This window comes from Vitreoscilla stercoraria DSM 513, from assembly GCF_000382305.1.
Lineage (GTDB): Bacteria > Pseudomonadota > Gammaproteobacteria > Burkholderiales > Neisseriaceae > Vitreoscilla > Vitreoscilla stercoraria.
The window spans coordinates 1-23,844 of the sequence record NZ_KB908018.1 but is presented as its reverse complement, the minus strand read 5'-3'; the positions used below and the strand labels follow the sequence as shown (position 1 = coordinate 23,844).

General features: G+C 42.8%; 22 protein-coding genes and 1 tRNA gene. 12 read left to right on the top strand and 11 right to left on the bottom strand.

From position 1 onward, the window contains the following. Window positions 1–384: 384 nt before the first annotated feature. From H150_RS14605 to dusA, 4 genes are all read right to left on the bottom strand, one after another. Window positions 385–2,106 (bottom strand): CapA family protein, encoded by a 1,722-nt coding sequence (locus tag H150_RS14605; protein WP_155970349.1) that lies wholly within the window; start codon window positions 2,104–2,106, stop codon window positions 385–387. Window positions 2,107–2,310: 204 nt separating this feature from the next. Further along, a complete protein-coding gene (locus tag H150_RS0100125) occupies window positions 2,311–4,524 on the bottom strand; it encodes a TonB-dependent receptor domain-containing protein (RefSeq protein WP_019957008.1) in 2,214 nt (737 codons plus the stop codon). 209 nt (window positions 4,525–4,733) lie between these two features. Further along, window positions 4,734–6,917: a TonB-dependent receptor domain-containing protein gene (locus tag H150_RS0100120; RefSeq protein ID WP_019957007.1), complete on the bottom strand. Its 2,184-nt coding sequence runs from the start codon at window positions 6,915–6,917 to the stop codon at window positions 4,734–4,736. Between the two features lie 278 nt (window positions 6,918–7,195). Then, complete coding sequence (dusA, locus tag H150_RS0100115; RefSeq protein ID WP_026353337.1) at window positions 7,196–8,203, bottom strand: tRNA dihydrouridine(20/20a) synthase DusA; 1,008 nt, start codon at window positions 8,201–8,203, stop codon at window positions 7,196–7,198. 62 nt (window positions 8,204–8,265) lie between these two features. On the opposite strand from dusA, the gene H150_RS0100110 reads away from it, so the two are divergent. The 4 genes from H150_RS0100110 (at window position 8,266) to H150_RS0100090 (ending at window position 14,021) form a co-directional block, all read left to right on the top strand. After that, the gene (locus H150_RS0100110; protein WP_019957005.1) at window positions 8,266–8,895 is read left to right on the top strand and encodes a trimeric intracellular cation channel family protein; all 630 of its coding nucleotides are present in this window, start codon (window positions 8,266–8,268) and stop codon (window positions 8,893–8,895) included. Window positions 8,896–9,365: 470 nt separating this feature from the next. Beyond that, the gene (gene leuS / locus H150_RS0100100) at window positions 9,366–11,990 is read left to right on the top strand and encodes a leucine--tRNA ligase (RefSeq protein WP_019957004.1); all 2,625 of its coding nucleotides are present in this window, start codon (window positions 9,366–9,368) and stop codon (window positions 11,988–11,990) included. 78 nt (window positions 11,991–12,068) lie between these two features. Next, window positions 12,069–12,407: an energy transducer TonB gene (locus tag H150_RS13390; protein WP_019957003.1), complete on the top strand. Its 339-nt coding sequence runs from the start codon at window positions 12,069–12,071 to the stop codon at window positions 12,405–12,407. 24 nt (window positions 12,408–12,431) lie between these two features. After that, the gene (locus H150_RS0100090; RefSeq protein WP_019957002.1) at window positions 12,432–14,021 is read left to right on the top strand and encodes a phospholipase D family protein; all 1,590 of its coding nucleotides are present in this window, start codon (window positions 12,432–12,434) and stop codon (window positions 14,019–14,021) included. Window positions 14,022–14,071: 50 nt separating this feature from the next. Here the strand turns inward: H150_RS0100090 and H150_RS0100085 are convergent, their stop codons facing one another. The 5 genes from H150_RS0100085 to wrbA all read right to left on the bottom strand — a co-directional run bounded on the left by H150_RS0100085 (window position 14,072) and on the right by wrbA (window position 17,229). After that, complete coding sequence (locus tag H150_RS0100085) at window positions 14,072–14,722, bottom strand: toxin-antitoxin system YwqK family antitoxin (protein ID WP_155970346.1); 651 nt, start codon at window positions 14,720–14,722, stop codon at window positions 14,072–14,074. A gap of 66 nt (window positions 14,723–14,788) precedes the next feature. Continuing rightward, entirely contained in the window at window positions 14,789–15,352 is a 564-nt protein-coding gene (locus H150_RS0100080; RefSeq protein WP_040755446.1) for an RBBP9/YdeN family alpha/beta hydrolase, read from the bottom strand. A 107-nt stretch (window positions 15,353–15,459) separates the two neighbouring features. Further along, window positions 15,460–15,669: a hypothetical protein gene (locus H150_RS0100075; protein ID WP_019956999.1), complete on the bottom strand. Its 210-nt coding sequence runs from the start codon at window positions 15,667–15,669 to the stop codon at window positions 15,460–15,462. Window positions 15,670–15,868: 199 nt separating this feature from the next. Next, entirely contained in the window at window positions 15,869–16,597 is a 729-nt protein-coding gene (gene nfsA / locus H150_RS0100070) for an oxygen-insensitive NADPH nitroreductase (protein WP_019956998.1), read from the bottom strand. Window positions 16,598–16,623: 26 nt separating this feature from the next. Then, entirely contained in the window at window positions 16,624–17,229 is a 606-nt protein-coding gene (wrbA, locus tag H150_RS0100065; protein ID WP_019956997.1) for an NAD(P)H:quinone oxidoreductase, read from the bottom strand. 80 nt (window positions 17,230–17,309) lie between these two features. Between wrbA and H150_RS0100060 the strand changes: the two genes are divergently transcribed. Next, complete coding sequence (locus tag H150_RS0100060; protein ID WP_019956996.1) at window positions 17,310–18,551, top strand: YihY family inner membrane protein; 1,242 nt, start codon at window positions 17,310–17,312, stop codon at window positions 18,549–18,551. A gap of 47 nt (window positions 18,552–18,598) precedes the next feature. Here the strand turns inward: H150_RS0100060 and H150_RS0100055 are convergent, their stop codons facing one another. Next, window positions 18,599–19,252, bottom strand: coding sequence for a YiaD family glycine zipper/OmpA-like lipoprotein (locus H150_RS0100055; RefSeq protein WP_019956995.1), 654 nt, complete (start codon window positions 19,250–19,252; stop codon window positions 18,599–18,601). Between the two features lie 195 nt (window positions 19,253–19,447). On the opposite strand from H150_RS0100055, the gene H150_RS0100050 reads away from it, so the two are divergent. Together H150_RS0100050 and H150_RS0100045 are read left to right on the top strand one after the other, a co-directional pair. Beyond that, window positions 19,448–19,538 (top strand) — tRNA-Ser (locus H150_RS0100050). A 214-nt stretch (window positions 19,539–19,752) separates the two neighbouring features. Next, window positions 19,753–20,919 carry a tyrosine-type recombinase/integrase gene (locus H150_RS0100045; RefSeq protein WP_019956994.1) on the top strand — a complete coding sequence of 389 codons (1,167 nt, stop codon included), beginning with the start codon at window positions 19,753–19,755 and terminating at the stop codon, window positions 20,917–20,919. A gap of 36 nt (window positions 20,920–20,955) precedes the next feature. Here the strand turns inward: H150_RS0100045 and H150_RS0100040 are convergent, their stop codons facing one another. After that, entirely contained in the window at window positions 20,956–21,933 is a 978-nt protein-coding gene (locus H150_RS0100040; protein WP_019956993.1) for a hypothetical protein, read from the bottom strand. A gap of 109 nt (window positions 21,934–22,042) precedes the next feature. Between H150_RS0100040 and H150_RS13385 the strand changes: the two genes are divergently transcribed. From H150_RS13385 to H150_RS13380, 5 genes are all read left to right on the top strand, one after another. Next, window positions 22,043–22,276: a helix-turn-helix transcriptional regulator gene (locus H150_RS13385; protein WP_040755032.1), complete on the top strand. Its 234-nt coding sequence runs from the start codon at window positions 22,043–22,045 to the stop codon at window positions 22,274–22,276. Between the two features lie 352 nt (window positions 22,277–22,628). Continuing rightward, complete coding sequence (locus tag H150_RS0100020; RefSeq protein ID WP_019956989.1) at window positions 22,629–22,865, top strand: hypothetical protein; 237 nt, start codon at window positions 22,629–22,631, stop codon at window positions 22,863–22,865. Continuing rightward, window positions 22,862–23,224 carry a hypothetical protein gene (locus H150_RS0100015; protein WP_019956988.1) on the top strand — a complete coding sequence of 121 codons (363 nt, stop codon included), beginning with the start codon at window positions 22,862–22,864 and terminating at the stop codon, window positions 23,222–23,224. The genes H150_RS0100020 and H150_RS0100015 overlap by 4 nt, the downstream gene beginning before the upstream one ends. A 99-nt stretch (window positions 23,225–23,323) precedes the next feature. Further along, window positions 23,324–23,578 (top strand): hypothetical protein, encoded by a 255-nt coding sequence (locus H150_RS0100010; protein ID WP_019956987.1) that lies wholly within the window; start codon window positions 23,324–23,326, stop codon window positions 23,576–23,578. Window positions 23,579–23,626: 48 nt separating this feature from the next. Continuing rightward, on the top strand, window positions 23,627–23,844 hold a 218-nt coding region (locus H150_RS13380), incomplete at its 3' end, for a primase-helicase zinc-binding domain-containing protein (RefSeq protein ID WP_040755018.1).

The following is a 23,844-nucleotide window of genomic DNA, read 5'->3' as shown; positions in this document are numbered from 1 at the left end:
CATTATAACAAGATGTGAATAGCCGCTTCAGATTCACATTTAGATTTTCTGCATACCGCAGCCAAACACACCGAATAGTTACTGTGACATACCGCCTCACAAACCGTCATGATTCATATTGATACATTTTCAAATTCATACTCAAACCCAACAAGCAATCTACTCAATCACTAAGCATTTTTGCCATTTTATAATGAATACATATAGCCTAAAATTCACAACCTTGATTTAATAGATTTTTTTGAATAAAATAGCATCATCTTTCACAACATTTGTTTTTATATGAGTACCTTAAAAAACCGTTTTTCTCATTCATCTACCACTCAAAACCATTCTCATAACATGACATCAGACGCTCATCATGACGATGTCCATCAACCTCCATCATCCCCAATGCGCTGGTGTTTGCCTTGGCTGACATTTGGCAAAGCGTTCATGGCTGTGTCCGAACAGCGCCGCCCGAACCGATAAACTGTCATCACACCAATATTGCCCTTGTGCCATTTGTGGGATTTCTGCTTTAGACTGGTGTACATGTTCCAAACGCTGACCTAAATCAATATCGATATTGCTATAAGGCTGCATTTTCGCCACGATGCGTTTTTGCGTGACATCATCGGCCCAAACCGGTTGGTAATTGTGCGTCTTGTTCGTATCAGACACTGCCAATGGCAAAGGCAATACTTCCGTGGCGACCAATTGATTGCCATTAAACTCCAATTGCAATTGCACCATTAAGCTGTCTTTATCAGATGGATTGCGGTTGCCGCCAAACACAAAATTGGCCAACGAATACACAATCACGCCTTGCTTATACTGCTCTACACCTTGTACGACGTGCGGATGATGCCCCAAAACGGCATGAAAGCCTTGGTCTATGGCATAACGCCCTAAGGCTTGCTGCGTGGCATTTTGTTGGTATTCTCGCTCATTGCCCCAATGAAACGACATGATGTAATAATCAATTTTTTCTTGCTTAAAGAAAGCCAAAGCTCTGTCTACCGATTTTTTACCTTCCTGCACATCCCAACCTTTCGCCCCAGCCATTGCAATGCGCTTGCCTTTAATTTCATATATTTGGTAATGCTCATAACCAAATGCTTGAATGCCGCTGTGTTTTAAGGTCGCTAAAGTATCATCCAAACCTTGTTGCCCATAATCATGGCTGTGATTGTTCGCCACATTCACCGCTTCAATTGAACCGTGTTCCAAAATTTGAACCAATGCAGGTTTGCCTTTGAAAGCAAATTGCTTTGGCGTCGGCACATTCGCTTCGGTTAACGGCCCTTCTAAATTAGCAATGCTCAAGTCATCGTGCGCCAACACATCAGCCACATTTTCTAGGAAATAACTAGAGCCATATTGCTGCCAATAATGTGGCAACAAAGCAGTATTGTCTTGCCCCAAATGACTGCCCAAAGTCATATCGCCCACAGCCGTAATCGTAATCTGGGTTTTCTCCACAACATGGAAGCTGCTAGAAGAAAATGGCGGTAGAAAATCATGTTTGAGGACAATAGGCGGTATTTGCGGCTGCCAAGGTTGCATATACAAAGTCGCTGCAATCACCGCAGTCGACAAGCCAAACCACAGCCACCGATTTGGAAAAAATGGTTTGTCTTGCCAAACATCGTTAATGACGGCATTTTGAATTGGTAAACGTCCTGTATCAGACAGCACTACAATTTTTGACTCTGGTGAAAAATGTTGCTGCCAATGCACATCATAATGTCCACGCAATCTTGGATTGAGCAACCATTTGCGCACCAGCAACCATTCTTGCAAAGACAATTCGCCCCATTTGGCTTGCAATGCTTGGGCAATGTCTTGGCGCGAAGCTGCAGCCGATAAATTCAATTTAGCATAAGCATCCCATCGAGCAATGTTGATTTTTTCAGGCGCTAAAGGATGATGATGTAAGAAAAAATCATATTGTCGTCTTGCCATATCGCTGAGCAAATAATGCTTGGCGGCTTCTAAAATAGGCGCAGGCAATAATTTCGCTTGAGCATGTTGCCCAATCACATTGGCAACTTGCTCAGAATGGGTTTGTGCAGGAATTCCCAATAGAATATAGAAATTGATTTGCTTAAAATCGATCGTCAAGCCTCGCACCTGTCATTATTAAAATTTAATGTCATTTAATTATATGCAAATAAACTAAGCAAAACATCTGTTTCATATAGATTAAATCTAAATATTTGTTTCAATATGAAAAATCAATCTATTCAACGTGTTTTAAAACCCATAAAAAAGCGTCCTGTAAACATTTACAGGACGCTTGATTCCAACCTATTTGTATTCAAACCATTAAAAATCGTAAGACACCGACAACCACAAATTGCGACGCTCAATGAATGTGCCCGCAATGCTTTGTGCCGTATTAGAATACATATAAACTTCTTCAGGCTGACCGTTGAAAGTGTATTTGGCAGTTTCATCAAACTTGCGGTCAAACAAGTTATTAATCGAAGCTGACACTTTCAAATTGTCAGTAAAGCGATAGCTACTACCCAAATTGAATACTGTATAGCCTTTTAATTTGTTACCCGTAGCATCCCACATCGCTTGGTTGGCAGCAGATTGGTCTTTTTTATCGCCTTGGAAACGATTGCGGTCGGCTTTGTATTCACCTTCAAACCAAATTTTCCAACGCTCGTTCACATTGTAAGCAGTATGCAAATTCAAGGCATGACGTGGCGCGCTCACCAATTCTTGACCTCTATTTTCGCCTGAAGTAATTTCGGTTTTCATCCAAGTATAAGCACCTTTCACATACCAATCTTGGGTCAAATTCACACGACTAGACAATTCAAAACCTTTGGTTTCTGCCTCGCCCACATTGTAGCTTTGACCAATGGTTGCTTGAGCTGGGAAATCAGCCAATGGATAACAGTTTGACGTATTGTTAACAGCACAATTATCAACCGTGGTGCTTTCAATTTTGTCTTTGAATTTGTTCAAAAATGCCGTACCCGTCACATCGAAACGCTCGGTTGCATAATTGGCGCTCAATTCAAAATTGGTGGATTTTTCAGGTTTCAAATGTGGTGAACCCACAGTCACAGTTCGACCTTGACCACTCCAACCATTGATGCCTGCATGCAAAGAATTGCTGGTTGGCACTTTGTAACCTGTACTCACACCGCCTTTTAAAGTCAAATTGTCAGTTGTGTTCCAAACCAAATACGCGCGTGGCGTAAAATGACCACCAAAACTGCTGTGATCTTGATAACGCCCACCAACAGTTAAACCCAAAGTTGGCAAGATTTTCCATTGGTCTTCAACGAACATCGCCCAAGAATCTTGGGTGAATTTCACATCTTTACCTGCCGCCAAATCCACCGTTTCATTGTCTGAATATTCAGCACCCACCACCAAATTGTGATTGCCCAATTCGGTTTGGAATTGCGTATTGATGGTCAAATCTTTGTTGGTCAAAGTACGGTCTTCGCCATTAAAACGGTAAGAATCGTCTTTGGTCGTCCAACCGTAAGGCATGGTACGACCACGCGTTTCGGCTTCCGATTGCATCACGTAGCTCTTCCAAGTGCCTGCTTCAAACTCAGAGGTATGACCCAAAGCGTATTGCTCTTTAATCGAAATAATCGCATCTTTATAGCCACTGGCACGCAAACCAGATGGCAAACCTGGACGAGCTGGAGGCAAATTTGGTTTGTCCAACGTGCCCATGCGATTGTCTTCATTGCTATAACGTTGGCGCGAACGATTCAAATCCAACCACAATTCATGGTTTTCATTCAAATTGAAACTTAATTTGGTACCAATATCGTAGTTTTCAGACTCACCCGGACGCGGGTCACGACCTGTACCTTCTGTCATCATGCGCTCAGCATCACCACGGTCAAAATATTTACCACGCAATTGAATGCCGATTTTGTCTTGCACAATCGGACCGCTGGTAGAAAAACCAATTTGGCGGGTATTGCCACCTTCATGTTGGTGCAAAATGGTTTCAGCAGCAATATTGCCGCCCCATTCGCCTGAAGATATTGGTTTGGTAATGATATTAATCACGCCCCCCATCGCATCCGAACCGTACAAAGTAGACATAGGGCCACGAATCACTTCAATGCGCTGAATTTGTGATACAGGCGGCATAGAACCAATGGCAGTATCACCCACACCATTAGGTGTGATAGAACCAGAAGTATTTTGACGGCGACCATCAATCAATACCAAAGTGTAATCCGCAGGCATGCCACGCAATTGCACATTCAAACCACCTGTTTTATTCACACCATTGCGAATGTCTACACCCGGAATACCAGCCAAAGCTTCAGCCAAATTGCTATGGCTTTTTTCTTGTAATTCTTGTGCAGTCACCACAGTGATGCTAGCAGGGGCTTCTTTGATGCGTTGAGCCGTACCCGTAGCAGTCACCACCACTTCGCCCAAATCGGTATCGGCTTCATTGCCCACTGCATCATTGGCAAAAGCAGGCACTGACAATGCCGCTAAAACCAACACAGATAATTTTGAATGTAAAAAATGCTGACGCATGACAGACTTTCCCCCTAAAGGTTAAATATTAGACCCAACACGTTAAATTTCGTTGTGAAGTATAAATGATAGTCATTATTAATATCAAACTTAACTGCTATTTATTCTAATAATGATCCCCTTTTACCAACAGTTATTACTCTAATTTCATTAAAAAAAGCGTCCTGTAAGGTTTACAGGACGCTTGATATGTTGATTGAAATGTATCGTTAGAAACGAGCAGTCACACCCACGAAGAACGTACGACCTTCGATAGAATGGTAGTCTGCTGAAGCCGATTCGTCTTTTTCAGGCTGCTTATTAAACATATTGCTCACACCACCGCGCACAGTGAAATTGTCTGATACGTTGTAATTGGCATTCAAACCAAACGTCCAATACGCTTCCAAAACATCAGGCGTAGACACTTCGGTTTTGTATTGAGAACCTGTGTAACGCGCGTTCGCACCCAAATTCAATTTGTCATTCGGCGACCACAACAAATCGGTGTTATAAGCAAACTTAGGCGTATCAATCAAAGGCTGATCGGTTTCTTCATTTTTGGTTTCAATGAAGTAAGTAGCATTGTGTTTCCAAGACCATTGATCGTTAATATACCAAGTCAAAGAACCTTCCAAACCACGAATCACCGCTTCATCAGCATTGTCCACTGCGGTATACCAAATACCATATGGATAACGGCTTTGGAATGCAGGATTGATATCGCTGCTTGGTGTGTGTTTCACAGGTTTGGTAATTAATTTATTTTCAAAATCAGTATGGAAATACGTCAAGCCTGCATTCAATTTTTCATTTTGGAAATTGAAACCAAACTCATAGTTGGTTGATTCTTCTGCTTTGGCACTCGGGTTACCCGTTGAGTAACAGTTTACAAAACCAGTCAAACTGTTAGAGCTGCGGAAGCCATTAGGATTGGTTTGTGCATCGTAGCGACCAAATTGGGTGTTACAACCATTGCCGCGAGAGCCTGTTGCAAAACCTGCTGCCGTTTGCACCAAATCAGGCGCACGGAAGCCGCGTGAAATACCGCCTTTTAACGTCCAATTGTCGGTCAAATTATAAACTGCATAACCACGAGGTGAGAATTGTGTACCGAAACGGCTGTCATCATCCAAACGACCACCCAAAGTCAAATTGAATTTGTCAGTCAATTTCATCGTGTCTTCTACAAACAATGCCCAAGATTTGCCTTCAACATTGGTATTGCCTGTGTGGTCTTGACCATCAACAGATGGCGCACCATTAGAATTGATGCCCAAAGTACGCGTGTTGGTCAGTTGTTCTTTTTTCCATTGACCACCCACAGTCAAATTGTGCTCAACGCCGAATTGAAATTGGGTATTGATTTTACCGTCAATTACTGTTTGTGAGTTTTCTTGGTCAGTTGGTGACAACACGCCACCGATTTCAACCATTTCATTAGGCTTTTCAAACTCATTGCGGTACACACTCAAAGCACTGCTGCCCCATGCGTATTCGCCTTCCCAAGCAGCACCATAACGACGTGTCACAGTGGTGTCTTTTTCACCTTCGCCACCCAACCAAAATTCACTGGTATCGGCGCCTTCTGCATATGTTGGATTGGTGCTGATTTGTTTACCATAAGTACCAAACACATCCAAAGTGTGACCTTCTACGATTTCCCAAGACAATTTACCATCGATGTTTTGGTTTTTAATGCCTGTGGTTGAATCAGCGAAATCATCGCCCTGTAAACCACTGTCCGCATCACGCTGGGTTTGTGCCACAGTCAAACGTGCACCCAAGTTTTCCAAAATCGGACCAGCTACTGTCACAGCGGTTTGCACTGTATCGCCTGCGGTGCTGTCAGATGGTGCTTTGTAATTGACTGTTGCAGAGCCTGACCATTCTTGTGGAATTTTTTTAGTGATGATATTCACCACGCCACCCATCGCATCCGAACCATACAAAGACGACATTGGGCCTTTCACTACTTCAATGCGTTGAATCGCTTCAGGGCTAATCCAATCCAAATCTTGGCGTGCCAAGTCAGGACGATAAGACACTCGCGAAGAATTGCCAATGCGGCGACCATCAATCAAAATCAAAGAATATTCAGATGGCAAACCACGCAATTTGATTTTGCTGCCTTCAGCATTCAAACCTGTACCACCGCTGACACCCGGCTCTTTACCAATCAATTCACCAATAGACGTCACAGGCTGGCGTTTGATTTCGGTTTCTGAAATCACCGAAATGCTCGCAGGCGCATTTTTAATGTTCACGCCAGAACCGCTGGCAGTCACCACAATTTCGCCCAATTCAGTATCGGCTTCTTTGGTTGCTACTGCAGGTTCGTTGGCAAAAGCACTGGTTGCAAAAGCGGCCAGTAAGGTCGTATACAAAGTAGTGTGTAAAAAACGTTGGTGCATGACAGACATTCTCAATTTTGGATAAAAAAAATATGGATCAAAAATAATGGATTAACCAAACATTACGAATTATAAATGATAGTAATTATGAATATCAATTTAATTTGTGATTATTTTTTTAAAAAATATTGATGAAATATACTAAATTATTATCTGTATTAAACTTTCATGCTCATAAAAACCCAAAAAGCGTCCTGTAAAATTACAGGACGCTTTTTTAAATATCTTTTTTATTTTCAATATATTGAAATGATTCAAAACCCAATATTGTCAAAAATTTAAGCTTGGAGAACACCCACAGCCATACCAGCTTGTTGCAATAAATCTGCGTTGTTTTGTCCCAATAAAGATGCATCTGATAACATTCGACGCCATTGTCGCGCGCCATTCATACCATGACTCAAACCCAAATAATGACGTGCCATATGGCGCAATAAGGTACCTTTATTGGCTTGAATATGCATATTGGCATAATCATGTAACACAGGAATCAGATTTTCCAAGCTCATGATTTCATGATGATCATCATAAAATAGCGCATCCCATTGTGCCATCATTGTCAAAGGTTGATGGTAAGCCGCTCGCCCAACCATCACGCCATCAACATGTTTTAAATGCTCGGCAATTTGTTCATTATCGGTCACGCCACCATTAATCAAAATTTCCAAATCAGGAAAATCACGCTTCAATTGGTAAACATAATCGTATTTTAATGGCGGGATTTCGCGATTTTCTTTAGGGGACAAACCCTTAAGCCATGCATTGCGCGCATGGACAATGAATGTTTTACAGGACGCTTGCTCTGCCAAATGCCCAACAAAATCACGCACCACACTGTAATCTTCTTGCTGATCCACACCGATACGGTGCTTGACCGTGACATCAATGTCGACCACATCTTGCATCGCTTTGACACCATCAGCAACCAAACCCACTTCATTCATCAAACACGCGCCAAATGCGCCTTTCTGCACGCGCTCGCTTGGGCAACCGCAATTAAGGTTCACTTCATCATAGCCATATTCTTCAGCAATTTTGGCACATTGCGCCAAATCCGCCGCATCTGAGCCACCCAATTGCAAAGCCACGGGATGTTCGCATTCATTGAACGCTAAAAAACGCTCACGGTTACCATGAATCAACGCACCGGTGGTCACCATTTCCGTATACAACCACGCATGGTGGGTAATTTGTCTGGCCATGTGACGGTAATGGCGATCGGTCCAATCCAGCATGGGCGCCACAGACAAAGTGCGCGGTGGCAGTTTTTTCGTTGTCATCTGCATCTATTTTTCGAAAAAACGTTTATTATACTAAGTTTTAGCACATTTTCGCAGTAAGTCTTTTCATGAATGCAACAGATTTAATTGGTTTGATGGGCACAGCCGCCTTTACCATCTCAGGCTACCTCGTTGGCTACCGCAAAGGCCTTGATTTATTGGGCGTGATCATTGTCTCGCTGTTAACCGCTATTGGTGGCGGTATCATTCGTGACATGTTGATTGGTCGCCTGCCTGCGGTTTTCACCAGCAATACCTCTTTAATCATGATTGCCATCACTTTGATTTTGGCAATGGTCTTTCACCTAGCCAAGCGCGAGCAACGCATTTTATCGTGGTCGTTTTACATCGCTGACGCCATTGGCTTGGTCGCCTTCAGTATTACAGGTGCACAAATTGGCTTGTTATATGAATTAAATTTGTTTGGCGTAGTGAGTTTGGCTTTTGTGACTGCCGTTGGCGGTGGCATGGTACGAGATACTTTGGTCAACGAAGTACCTGAAATCTTAACCGAAGGCATTTATGGCACCGTAGCAGTATTGATTGGCTTGTTTATGTTTATGCTCGACACCGTGGCCTATTTGAATGCTTGGACCTTGTATTTCATTGCCAGCTTAGGCTTGATTTTACGCTTGTGGGCAATTGTAGCCAAAATGCATTTGCCAACTTTGCAAAAAAAATCAGATTACAAAAATTAACAATTATTTTTTGAACCGACTTCAATCTGTTACGTCTATGCTATACACATTAATCTTGGTCTAGGTAATGTGGATTGTAATCAGACGTTTTCCTGTAATGCCTTTGCCATTTAATCCTCCCCCCTTGGATTAAATGGCTTCTTTTTTATGCCCATTTTTCAAATTAAATATAAAGCCTACAGCATAAAAATAACGAACAAAATCATCGCAAATCATTGAAAATAAAAAAATCTTACTATCCTTAACAGCAATTAATACTCATAAGCGTATTATAAATTCCATCGCCTCTCTGCTCCGAGGTTGGCGATTGAAGTGAGTAAGACGTTTTCCCCGCAATGAATTGACCACCTAATGGCTTTCTCCCTTGGCTTTAGGTGGTTTTTTTTGTGTTTTTGTTTTGCAATCCACCTAGCTTGCTGAAACTGTTATACTTCTTGCTTTAGTCTGACTACTTAGTGAACCCAATCACCATGCAAGAAAATTACCAACCTTCAGCCATCGAACCGGCTGCACAAAAATTGTGGGATGATGCCCGCTTGTTCAATGTGGAAATCGATGAATCTAAGCCCAAATATTACAGCTTGTCGATGTTCCCTTACCCATCTGGCAAGTTACACATGGGTCATGTGCGCAATTACACCATTACCGATGTGTTGTCGCGTTACAAATTGTTAAACGGCTTCAATGTGATGCAACCTATGGGCTGGGATGCTTTTGGTTTGCCTGCTGAAAACGCAGCGATGAAAAACCAAGTAGCTCCTGCTGCGTGGACGTATTCCAATATTGATTACATGAAAAAACAATTGCAGTCTTTGGGCTTTGCCTTGGATTGGGAACGTGAAGTGGCCACGTGCACACCTGACTATTACAAATGGGAACAATGGTTGTTCACCAAATTGTTTGAAAAAGGCATTGTGTACAAAAAAAACGGCGTGGTGAATTGGGATCCTGTTGACCAAACTGTGTTGGCCAATGAACAAGTGGAAAACGGTCGTGGTTGGCGTTCGGGCGCGCTGATTGAAAAACGCGAAATCCCGATGTATTACTTCAAAATTACCGATTACGCAGAAGAGCTGTTGCAAGACTTGGACAAGTTAGAACACTGGCCTGAACAAGTCAAAACCATGCAACGCAATTGGATTGGCAAATCTCGCGGCATGCAAGTGCGTTTTGGCATTGCAAACGACAGCAAAACTGGTTTGCCTGAAGGTTGGAACGAATATTTGCAAGTGTACACCACCCGTCCTGACACGTTGATGGGCGCAACTTATGTCGCAGTAGCCGCAGAGCACCCATTGGCAACGGCTGCTGCCGAAGGCAATACAGAACTGCAAGCGTTCATCGCTGAATGCAAAGCAGGTTCAGTTGCCGAAGCAGACATGGCAACCATGGAGAAAAAAGGCTTGCCTACAGGCCGCTTTGTCGTGAACCCATTGAATGGCGACGTGTTACCTGTATTTGTAGCCAATTATGTATTGTTCAGCTACGGCGACGGTGCGGTGATGGCAGTACCTGCACACGACGAACGTGATTTTGAGTTTGCCAAAAAATACGATTTGCCGATTAAAACCGTAATTCGCCCAAGCGAAGAGGAAGCGTTGGCAGAACCTTTACAGGCCGCTTATACCGAGCATGGCGTGTTGATTAACAGCGGTGAATTCGATGGTTTGGATTTTGCTGCCGCGTTTGATGCGATGGCAGCCAAACTCGAAAGCTTGAACGCTGGCGCACCGAAAACCCAATTCCGCTTGCGTGATTGGGGTATCAGCCGTCAACGCTATTGGGGTTGCCCAATTCCTATCATTCATTGCCCTTGCTGTGGCGATGTGCCTGTGCCTGAAGACCAATTGCCAGTGATTTTGCCTGAAGATGTGGTGCCTGATGGCGCGGGTTCGCCATTGAACAAAATGCCTGAATTCTACGAAACCACTTGTCCTAAATGTGGTGGTGATGCCCGTCGTGAAACCGACACCATGGACACCTTCATGGAATCAAGCTGGTATTTCGCGCGCTACGCTTCGCCTAAATGCGATACTGCCATGGTCGATCCTGCGGCTGGCAAATATTGGATGGCGGTAGATCAATATGTTGGTGGTATTGAGCATGCGATTTTGCATTTATTGTATGCACGTTTCTTCACCAAACTCATGCGTGACGAAGGTTTGTTGAATGTGGATGAGCCGTTCACCCGCTTGTTAACCCAAGGCATGGTGGTGTGCGAAACTTACTACCGCACAGGCGCCAATGACTCCAAAGAATGGATTGCGCCACAAGACGTTGAATTGGTGCGCAATGACAAAGGTCAACCGATTTCAGCCACGCTGATTGCCGATGGTTTGCCAGTTGAAATTGGCGGCATTGAAAAAATGTCCAAATCTAAAAATAATGGCGTTGACCCGCAAGCGTTGATTGATGAATATGGTGCAGATACAGCACGTTTGTTCATGATGTTTGCAGCGCCTCCTGAACAATCTTTGGAATGGTCAGATAACGGTGTAAAAGGCGCTTACAACTTCTTGCGTCGTTTGTGGCGCACAGTGTTTGAATTCCAAAAAGGTGGTTTGGTCACGGCTTTTGCTGGTAACCAAGACGCTTTGGATGCAGGTCTGAAAGATTTGCGCTACAAATTGCACACCACCATTGCCAAAGTCAGCGATGATTATGGTCGCCGCCAACAATTCAATACTGCCATTGCCGCAGTGATGGAATTGATGAACACATTGGACAAAACCGATACATCAAGCGAACAAGGTCGCGCAGTGGCGCAAGAAGTGTTGGAAAACATCATGCGTTTGTTGTGGCCGATTGTGCCGCACGCTTGCCAAGCTTTGTGGCAAATTTTGCGTCCTGAAACCAACTTATGGGATGCCGCTTGGCCGACAGTAGACGAGGCGGCTTTGGTCAAATCGGAAATTGAAGTGATGGTTCAAGTCAATGGCAAATTGCGTGGCAAAATCACCGTTGCGGCCGATGCCAGCAAAGAGGCTTTGGAAGCTGCCGCTTTGGCAAACGAAGGCGCAGTGAAATTCATGGAAGGCAAAACACCTAAAAAAGTGATTGTCGTACCAGGTCGCTTGGTAAATATTGTCGTGTAAGTCAGGAATTGACTTTATGATAGCAGCGTCCTGTAAGTTTACAGGACGCTGTATTTATTCATTGTACGGAACACCAATATGAACATTAAATATCGTATTTTAGCAACCGCCCTAGCTTTACCATTATTATGGTCACCTATGGCTCATAGCGCCAATAACAGCGATTTAAGCGTGGTTTACACACCCAAATTGTTTTATCCCAATGCCGCAAGATTGGCCAAACAAGAAGGCTTGGTGGTGATTTTGGGACAAGTGAATGCGCAAGGCAAAGTCACTCAAGCACACATCAAAACCAGCTCAGGTCATGCCGATTTAGACCAAGCAGCTTTAAAACAAGTCCAAAAAACCCGTTTTAAGCCCTTACCACAAGGTCAAGACAGCGCTGATTTTGAACAACCCATTCAATTTACACTTTAATGTAAAGAATGGATTGATTCCTATATGCCCGCACGATTTCATTTTCTAAATACCCACCCACGCCATTGTCTGAGTATTGTTCGTTCATTGTGGCTGATTTTAACGCTGCATTTATTAAGTGCTTGTGCAAGCTTACCGCCAGCCATTGCGGTTACCGAACCGGTTCAACACATCACCACTACCAACAGTCAACTGGCACAAGTCATTCACTCATTGCGCCAAGACCGCCAAAATCTCACAGGGATTTATCCGTTATCAGACAGCCATGATTCGTTTGCGGCACGAGCCAATTTGATTCATTCGGCAGAATTCACTTTAGATTTACAATATTATATTTGGCATAACGACACTTCAGGCCGCTTATTAGCGCAGGCTTTACAACGTGCCGCCAATCGAGGCGTGAAAGTGCGTTTGTTATTGGACGACAACAATACCGATGGTTTGGATTATTTTTTAAGTGATTTGGATGCACATCCGAACATACAAGTGCGCTTATTCAACCCTTTTCACCATCGCAAGATGCGCTGGATGGGCTATATCACGCAATTTGAACGCTTGAATCATCGCATGCACAACAAAGCGTTTATTGTTGACCAACAAGCGGCTATTTTAGGCGGACGCAATATTGGAGATGAATATTTTGGTGCGGGCGATGGCACGATGTTCATGGATTTGGATGTTTTGGCAGTAGGCAAAGTCGTTGATGACATCAATCAAGATTTTGAACGCTATTGGCGCAGTGAATCCAGTTACTCTTTAGAGCAAGTATTACAACACCGTTCTGTTGCACCGCCACCAGTGGCATTAAGCCCACACCAACAACAAGAACAACAAAATCAAAAACGCAATTATTTAAACCAAGTCGCACAATCTGATTATGCCAATGCCTTGCGTGAGCAACGCTTGCCATTGCAATGGTCAGATGTTGCATTGGTCTCTGATGACCCAGCCAAAGCCTTACAAAGTTTAGGCGCCACGCCAACACACAATATCGTCAATGATTTGTCACGCGAACTAGGTGACCCCAAAGAACAATTATTAATCGTATCGCCTTATTTTGTGCCAACTAAAAATGGGACCAAAGAGCTGGTTCAACTGGCACAAAATGGCGTTCACATCACCATTTTGACCAACTCCTTAGCCGCAACCGATGTGGCACCTGTGCATGCAGGCTATGCCAAATACCGCAAACCTTTGCTCAAAGCAGGCATTAATCTTTATGAACTCAAGCCCAGCATCATCAAACCCATGATTTTCAAAGACCGTGGTTTGACTGGCAGTTCTGGTTCCAGCTTACATGCCAAAACCATTGCCATCGACAACCGTTCAATGTTCATTGGTTCTTTCAATATGGACCCACGCTCTGCCAATGTGAATACTGAAAATGGTGTTGTCATTCACAATCCACAACTGACCAGCCATTTCAAAGAAACCTTACTCAATAACGTGCCTAGCAATGCCTATGAAGTACAATTAGACAGCAACGGACGTTTGGTGTGGTTAGAACATGGCGATTATGCTGCGATGGTGTATCAAAAAGAGCCTCAAACCACATGGATGAAACGATTTTGGATCAGATTTCTGTCCATTTTACCGATTGAGCCTTTGCTATAAATCCATCAAACGTCCTGTAACTTTACAGGACGCTTGATAAAAATATGCCATCATTGTGCCAAACGCATGATTTCCAATTGATTTTGTTGGTCTAATTTTTGCAATACTTGCAAAAATTTTGGCATATCAGCCACTACAATAGGCTGCTGAGCCTCACTCCAACCTTCCACATTGACCAAACGATTGCTGACATATTCTAAATTCGCAGCAAGTTTGCCATCTGAATAAAAATATTGGCTGCGACCATGCAACATGCCTTGGTCAAATTGATTGACATGAAATACCGTACCGTTTGGATAATAAGCAGTACTGCTACCAACCAATTTTCCTTTGTCATACAAACTGTTTTCCAAACGTGCACCATTGGCATAATACAAAGTCACTTCACTGTCTGTATGCTGGTTGTCAAAGACCTGCAAAGCCTCTTTATTGGTCACTTTCAAAGGATCACTTTGTTTTTGATCATTGCGACTGTAAAAGTCTTGCACGATAAAATGATTATCAGTGGTCGTACCCAATAATTTGCGATAATAACCATTGGCTACTTTTTGATTGGTAACACTGCCATCCAAATTAAAATGTGCCACCACTTCCTCTTGTTTCACTGCAATTTGTCGATACGCATCATTGTGCATACTGCTTGTGCTGCTACACGCAGCCAAGCCCATTGCCACCGCCACTACTAACATCCATGTTTTCATTGTTCAACCCTTGATTTCCAATGCCACTACATCATAACCAATGTGTCCATCATCGTCATGTATTGACTATGTGTTTGCTTGTAAAGTTTGCGCCAACCACTGTTTGGCTTCAGGCAACACCACACACCCATCTTGCTGCGTAAAATGCCCATAGCCTTGCAAACGGATTAAAGCGGCCTGTAAATGTTGGCTCAAACGTGCAGTAGCTGCGGGCAAAACATCGGTATCATCTTCTGAAAGCAATACCGTTGTTTGTAACGAAATATTCTGTAAAAATGCCCAAGGCAAATCATATTGATTGAATTCATCCAACTCAGGCAATAAAGCTAATTTTTCTGCAAATCCTGCAACCAACAACAAACCACCCAAGCGTGCGCTGGAAGCTTGTTGTGACAAAAAATGCAAAGTCGCCACACAGCCCAAGCTGTGCGCCACAATATAAGTCTGTTCATCCACATCACCAATGGCTTGCTGCAAAGCCTGTTGCCACTCAAGCAAACTGGGCATATGTGAGCTTGGCAAAGCAACAATATGGCTGTTAATGGCAGGAAATTGCTGACACAACCATTCAAACCAATGATTTTGTGGATGGGCTTGATAACCATGAACAATAAACAAACGGGATTTCATAAAAGCAGCTTTCAAAACAAAATACCGCTTGATGATAACAGGGATGAGCCCCATTAAAAGGATTGAATCATGCTATCGAAATTGCTATTGGATATATTAAACAACCATCAAATTAAAAATAAAAAAACGACCAATGGCACAACCACTGCCAAACACCATTGCCATTGATGGGCCACTGAAGCAGATTCCGAGGGTTGGGATGAACCCAATCTTCCATTCAAACTCACACCATGGGCTACCCAGCCCTGCCGCACACCCAAACCTATGGCAAAAACAGCCATCAGCAACATGCTCAGCATGAGAAATTTATTTAACATTCAATACCTTCATGAGATGAATGGAATTTCACAAAAAATCATAAACAAATGCAATGACTTCAATCTTTTGAGATATGGATGCAAAAAACATGCCAAAACAATAAAAATAACCGTAAGTCTATTAATTCATCATTCACGCATCGCATAAAAAAACCGTGACTTAAGTCACGGCTCCATGATGTGATTCTTTATTTTCACTTTAACGCTTAAACAAGCCTTGCTGCTGTAAAAATGGCAACATATGCGGGCGCACAGGTTTACACAAAGTCTTGGCAATCGCATCTTGCCATGTGGCGGGCTCTGCGCCTCGCTCCACATAATATGCTTTTACCTGTGCTTCATAAGCAGCAACAGCATTTAAATCTTGTGCTTGATAAGTATTTTCACTGACAAACAATGCCGTTGGCAGTTTTGGCTTCATGTTGGGATTTTGTGCAGGATAGCCCAAACACATACCAAACAAAGGAACGGTTTTTTCAGGCAAAGCCAAAATTTCAGCCGCCTTCACCATATCATTGCGCAAAGCACCAATATACACACCACCCAAACCCAAAGACTCTGCCGCTAATAACACATTTTGCGCCATGATGCCTGCATCAATCGCACCCATAATGCCCACTTCTGCCCAATCGGTTTGTGTGTTTTCAACCAACATGCTATGTCTTGCTACATCCAACACAAATACCCAAAATTCAGGTGCTGATTCGACATAAGCTTGATTGGCACACACCTCACGCAGTTGCTGCCGCTTATGTTTATCAGTAATGCGAATAATGTGAGTGGATTGTAAAAAATTAGAAGTCGCTCCAGAAGACGCTGCCGCTAACAATGCATCACAAATTTCTGCTGTCACAGCTTGTTCGGTAAATGCTCTAATGGAACGATGATGCAATTGGGTGGTTAAAGTTGCCTGACTGTTCAAATTCATATACTCATACCATATTAATAGGTGAATTAATGCTGTTTGCCCATTTCCAATTGACGGGCAGTTTGCGCCAAACGCACGCCTTGAGAAAACGCCACTTTTTTCTCTTCAACACTCAAAACAGGATTGCCATTAGCACCTGCCACATGCGATGCACCATATGGTGTGCCGCCTGTTTGAGTGTGACTCATATCCGATTGGCTAAATGGCACACCCAAAACCATCATGCCTTGATGTAATAAAGGCAACATCATCGTCAACAAAGTCGACTCTTGACCGCCATGCATGGTAGAAGTACTGGTAAAAACCACAGCCGGCTTACCAATCAAATCCCCTGATAACCACACACCACTGCTACCATCCAAAAAATACTTCATCGCCGCAGCCATATTACCAAAACGGGTCGGGCTACCCAAAGCCAATGCCGCACATTCACGCAAATCATCCATCGTGGCATACGGTGCACCACTGCTAGGAATATCGGCTTGCACTTGCTCACATACCGTAGAAATTTTCGGCACAGTGCGCAATACCGCTTCACAGCCTTCTACACTTTCAATACCTTTGGCCATTTCTCGTGCCAAATTCAAAACACTGCCATTTTGGCTGTAATACAAAACCAATATTTTCAACATGAGTCTACCTTCTTCATCTATTTCAATGCGATACAGATAATACGCTACAATGCAGACTTATGTGTATTTCAGGACGCTTTATGTTGAAATCCTTCATCGCCCAATCTTGGCAATGTCTGACTGAGCAACGCTTGTGGCAGTTTGCGATATTCATCTTGAAGCGCTGCCAACAACTGCATTTATTTCAAGTTTCATCCAGCCTCACTTTCACCACTTTGCTCGCTTTGGTGCCATTTTTCACCATTGCATTGACGGTGATTTCCGCCTTTCCCATGTTCGAAGGCATTACCCGTCAATTTCAAGATTTCATCACCGACAATTTGGTCCCGCAAGCCAGTTATACCATTATCAATGAATATGTGTTCGGCTTCTTAGACAACGCTTCAAAACTCACCACCATCGGTATCATCATGTTGGTGGCTTCAGCCATTTTATTGATTAACACCATTGAAACGGCCTTCAATCAAATCTGGGGCACCACCAAACTGCGTCCTTGGCATACACGTTTATTGGTCTATTGGGCATTGTTAACCCTAGGACCAGTCATTCTAGGTTTAACCATTTCTCAACTAGGACGCTTAACCAAACAATCTATTTTTGCTTTACATTACCCAACTTGGGCATTGTTACTACAAGTTAGCATCTCTATTTTAGTCAATATGATTTTGTTATGGCTGATGTATCGTGTCGTACCCTCACGCTATGTTCCGGCCAAACATGCATTGGTAGGTTCTTTGTGGAGTGCGGTGATTTTAGAAATTGCCAAGCGCATATTCAGTTCTTATTTCGGACACGTCGGCAATTATCAAGTCATTTATGGCGCATTTGCGGCCGTACCTTTGTTTTTAGTTTGGATCAATGTTTTGTGGGCGATTTTGTTGTCAGGCGCCATCTTAACCAATGCTTTATCCTATTGGAAAGGCGACGCTTTCCACAGACATACAGGGCAACATGGGCGCTTTGATGATATTTTAAAAATATTGATTTTACTTGCCCAAGCCCATGATGAAGGCAAAATTTTACCCACGCGTTCATTTCGAAACCATATCAATATGGGTTATGACGAATTAACCGACATGTTAGAACAATTGCAACACTATGATTATGTTGCTCGCGACAATGATGGTTGGTTACTCAAAACCAATCCACAAAACATCGATTTACGGGCTATTTTTGAATTGTTTGTTTACAGGCCGCATGACAACCAACAAGACCAAATCGGGCAAATGGTACAAAATTTCATGCAACCGAGTATGGAAACATTGAATATGTCATTGGCTGACTTTATGAAGCACTCCAAAGTCCCAACCACGATAGTATAAAAAAAATGCCCAGAGATTTCTGGGCATTTGTCAAAATCAAAACACAATCAACGTTGAATAGGATTCACAGTGATTTCTACACGGCGATTTTCTGCACGACCTGCCACAGTATTGTTACTTGCAACAGGTTGGCGAGAGCCTGCACCAGCAGTCGTAATGCGATTAGATGCAACATTGCGGCTCACCAAATAATTGGCAACAGCAGAAGCACGATTGCGTGACAAAGGTTCATTAATCGCATCGCTACCAGTACTATCGGTATGACCTACAATATTGATAGTAGTATCAGTATATTGAGCCAACACGCTGCTGACTGAGTTCAAGCTAGAAGAAGCTGAACTGTTTAGTTGATAACTACCTGTCGCAAAAGTGATACTTTCTGGCATCACCAAACGAATTTCATCACCCACACGGTTTACTTCCACTTGGGTATTCGCCAAACTTTGACGCAATTGACGCTCTTGATGATCCATATAAGCGCCTACACCTGCGCCAATGGCGCCACATGCCAAAGCCGAATTACGCGCACCTTTACTACCATGAGTCAATGCACCCACAATACCGCAAGTCGCCGCACCACCCAAAGCACCCAAAACCGTATTGTTGCGATCCACTTGACCTGTCATAGGATCGGTTGCACAAGCACTCAAAGCCACTGCTGCAACCGTCGCCATCAAACTGAATTTTTTCCATGCTTTCATTCTAGACTCCTTGAATTATCGTATGCTTTTAATATATTGGCACTAATAACCATATTTCACAATAGCTATGTTTAGAAAATAAATCCTCATAATTAATTTCATAAAACCATTACAAGAGCTTAAAAATTATGTATTAACCATATTTACCCAAATTTTGCATAATTCTAAATTAACGGTATAATGCGCTTCTTATCTAGAGAGGTGGATGAGTGGTTGAAGTCGCACGCCTGGAAAGCGTGTATACGTTTATAGCGTATCGAGGGTTCGAATCCCTTCCTCTCTGCCAATATTCAAATTACCCGCATTCGTGCGGGTTTTTTATTGACCTAAAAATCCTTACAAAACAAGGTTCTTTGTAGTTTCTTTGTGCTTTACCATTCGCTCACATTCGTTTACAGCCATTTTTTTATGGGTTACTCTTTGGGTTACAGCATTGGTATATATGTAAATCAGTAACCCAATAGCACTATCAGTCCACTTTTTACAGTGAGTAACCCATCATGCCAAAGATTGCCAAACGCTTGACCGACACAGCCGTGAAAGCCTTAAAGCCAAAGGAAAAGACCTACAAAGTGGCTGGCGGTAATGGCTTGTCTTTGTTCATCAAACCGAACGGCTCAAAGCTATGGGCTTTCAGGTTTATTGATAAAGTAACCCAAAAGGATTGCACTGTGTACTTGGGTAGCTATCCTGCCTACTCATTGGCTGAGGCTACCAAGTGGGCAGACGAATTGAAGCAACGCCACCTCAAAGGCTTGGCAGTCATTGAAGAAAAGCCCGACACCGACAAATATGTTTTTCAGACAGTTTATCAATCATGGTTTGAGCGATGGCAGCCAACAGTGACACCACGCCATGCCTTACAGGTTCAGAGCGTCATTGAAAAGGATATTTTCCCGACTCTCAGCAGCATGGATGTTCGAGAGATTAAGCCCGTCAATATCGTGGACGCTTTGCGAGTGTTTGAAGAGCGTGGCGCATTGGAACGACTGAGGCGCACCAAGAACGCTTTGAATCTCTTGTTTGGCTATGCGGTAAGCGGTGGACTGATTGATGCCAATCCTGTGGCAAGCGTCCAAAACAATGCTTTCAAAAAGCCTGTAAAGGGTCAATTTGACGCTTTGCCACAATCTGACTTGCCCATGCTCATGAAGTGGTTAGGTGAACCGATTACCATTGCCAAGTTAGCGATCAAGTGGCAATTGATGACACTATGCCGCCCCATTGAAGCAGTGGGCGCAAGGTTTGACGAAATGGACTTGGCCAATAAGCTTTGGGTGATTCCTGCCAATCGAATGAAGCGAGGCAAAACTCACACAATACCTTTAACCGATGCGCTCATAGAATTGTTGGATTTAATCCAATATGTGAATCAAGGTGGCGTGTACCTGTTTGAAAGCTTGGACGGTGACAGTCATTTACACAGGGAAAGCCCACGCTTGGCACTTCGCAAGGCAAAGTTTAATACCACAGCGCATGGCCTACGCTCTACAGCGTCCACCATACTGAATGAATCAAGATTGTTTCGTGAGGATGTCATCGAGGTTCAATTAAGCCATGCTGACACCAACAAAGTGAGAAGCGCATACAATCGCAGCGACTACCTACAGGAACGCTTAGAGATGCTTCAATGGTGGCATGACTACCTAGCACAGCAAGAAGCATAAGCAGAATGAACGAAGCCACCAACGTCGGTGGCAATCCTACGTTTTACCTATCAAATTTTTCTTCAATAAATAAAGTTCCAAATCCTTTTTACTAGTCTCAGGTGGTATTTCTCTAACCCCTAAATGGATAAGCGTTTGCGTAAATTTCTCAAATATATCTATTTGCTGCAGAGACTCACCTATCCCACTAAAATTATCATATGCGACTATCTCAAATAATTTTTTAGTGCAAAATACTAGCTTTTCAACTGATATGTCTGATTTCCAAAACTCATACAATATATTTTCAATTGAGCTATCAAACATTATTTGGGAAATGTTTCTATCCACTACTGACATCTTCTTAACATCTTGGAAATATGACAATTTATACAACTCTGAAATATGTTGCATCTTTAATGGCTTTGACTCAATCTCAATTATGAATTGATCTACATTTTTTAACCCACCTCTAAATGAATTATAAACATAGTCATAATTAGACATACATGGTCCTAATTTAACAAGAGTATCGAAAAAACTTTTTATTTTTGAAGTAAAAGATTTTTTGTCCAAACTTGTTTGTATATTACGACTGCATTTATCTATTTGAAATGTCAATTTTTCATCAAACTCAAAAAAATCAAAATTCTTGTCAAATCTACTCTCATACAACTCATTCATTACTTTTTCAAGTTCTGGATAATCATTAATTATATTGACCATCTTTGTATCAAGTTCAGTCATAAGCTTAAATATTGATATAGAGCAATATGGAACACTTATATTTTTATATATTCCCCAATAAATCTCGAAATCACTTACACACCAATCATAGATAGATTTACCTTCAATTTCTATTGTGTGTGATGCTCTAGCAATTGCAAACTCAAGCACTTCATTAATAGATGTATCCCTATGTCTACGAAGCATATCTAACATTTGCTTGTATCTAGGACGCACAGTCCCACCAACTCTAATAGGTACTTCACCTTCATATCGCGGCGGACGACCACCTTTATTTTTCTCGTTCATAGTTTATGTCTCAAAAACAAAATTAACTATTGAAATCGTACATGACTGTCATTATACTTACAACACCGTATATGTTTTTGATACATTAACTAAATAAACGAAAAAAACTATGCTACCTACACAAAATCAATCACTACCAAATAATCAACACCTAGACGATATTCATACTCTTTGGGCAAAACCAAAGGTAAAAGAAGTATTGGGTATTGCTGATACAAAGCTATATCAGTTAATCAAAGAAGGAGAATTATCTAAACCATTAAAAATTGGCAGACGTTCTTTGTGGCGCAAGTCTGATGTGTTGGCATTTATTGATGCCAAAGCCTCAAGCTTGCAAGGATGAAAGACAAAGGCATTATGCTTAAATTTTTATTAATGCACTCAATGCTATGGGGAATTGTCCTGTGTGGCGGGCAATACCTGAATCAATCAACGCCACCAAAAGAAAAAGGCTATCACTTGCAAACTTTGGACGGAGCGCAAGTAACAGCCACAACATTCACCAATCGAATTAGGAAAAATGTCTAGATGCCAATTCTACACACTCAAGCCCACATGGGCAAAGCACTTCGCTTTACTTCACCACAGGCAGCCAGCCTATTTATTGACAACATGCTACGCACCAACGAAAGCGCATGTTTTCAAATTCAGCAATACCGCAACACCTGGACAGTTAAACGTGTGGAGGTGGTGGCGTGAATCTAGCATTACTTCCTACCCCACAACAATACATTGAATTGCATGACATGGCGGCTGAAACACTGTGGCAAGCTGAATTGGCAGGCATGAGTTTTTTAAGTGCCAATTTAGAAGATGATGAATTACGAACGGCTCTACGCACAATGGTAACCATCATTCGAGCCTCAAAGGTCTACGATATACAAGGTATTGGCGAGCTTCGTGTGGAATTAGAAAAAGAGGCTGCCTTATGAATACCACCACACCACAACAACACGCCTATGAATTGCACTGTGATGGCTTGAGTACATTCTTGAATATGGCGGCTCAAACTCTTGAAAAGCGTCTTTATGATAATGACTTGCCAAGTGCTGAGGCGGTTTCTTTGCAAGCCCAAGCGGAATTGGCCATACACACATTAGGTACGATGGCTGAGTTTGCAGCACGAGATCAGATGGCCAATGAAAGTAGTCAGCATTGTGCCTCTACACTGCTGATGACTGCCCGTGTGATGCGTGAATTAGGCAGCATCATGGCAACGGCAAATTGTGCAATCAACAATGGTAAAAAGCACACAGCAAGAGCCAACGCCACCACAGTGAAGTCTGCTTAACAGCTTAAATTTTCCCTATGTGAAATCAGCTAGCCCATGCCCTTAAACGGCATAGGCTGGATTGTTGCAGCCTTTTTTTAGGGCAAAGGAGCGTTACAGATGCAAAACGAACATGATAACAAGGTCATTCCAAGCCGCTTAATGCCGTTTCTTGATGCGGTACAAACAGATGCCATACACGGTAAACCATGCAGTCAATTGCGCCATGTCAAGGATGTGATTGTAGAGGCTTTGGAATTGGGCTTAGTCGGTGTTTTTGATGCCAATGGCGTGGCAGTAATGGACTTTACCGATACAGGACACGCCCGTTATTGCCAACAAGCCACTAAAAACATGACAAATCCGAACAAATAAGCAGCACGAGCCGCCTTTGTGCGGCTTTATTCACTGATTGGAATCAAGATGATTGATTTTAAAGACATAGCGCACCATGCCATAGGGCAATGGCATTACGTTTTAACCGCTTTGGGCGTACCAGCCCAATCATTGACCAACAAGCACCAGCCTTGCCCAGCTTGCGGCGGCAAAGACCGTTTTCGCTTCGATGATAAGCAAGGAAAAGGCACATTCATTTGTAGCCATATGGACGGTTTGGGCGGTGATGGCTTTGCATTGGTGCA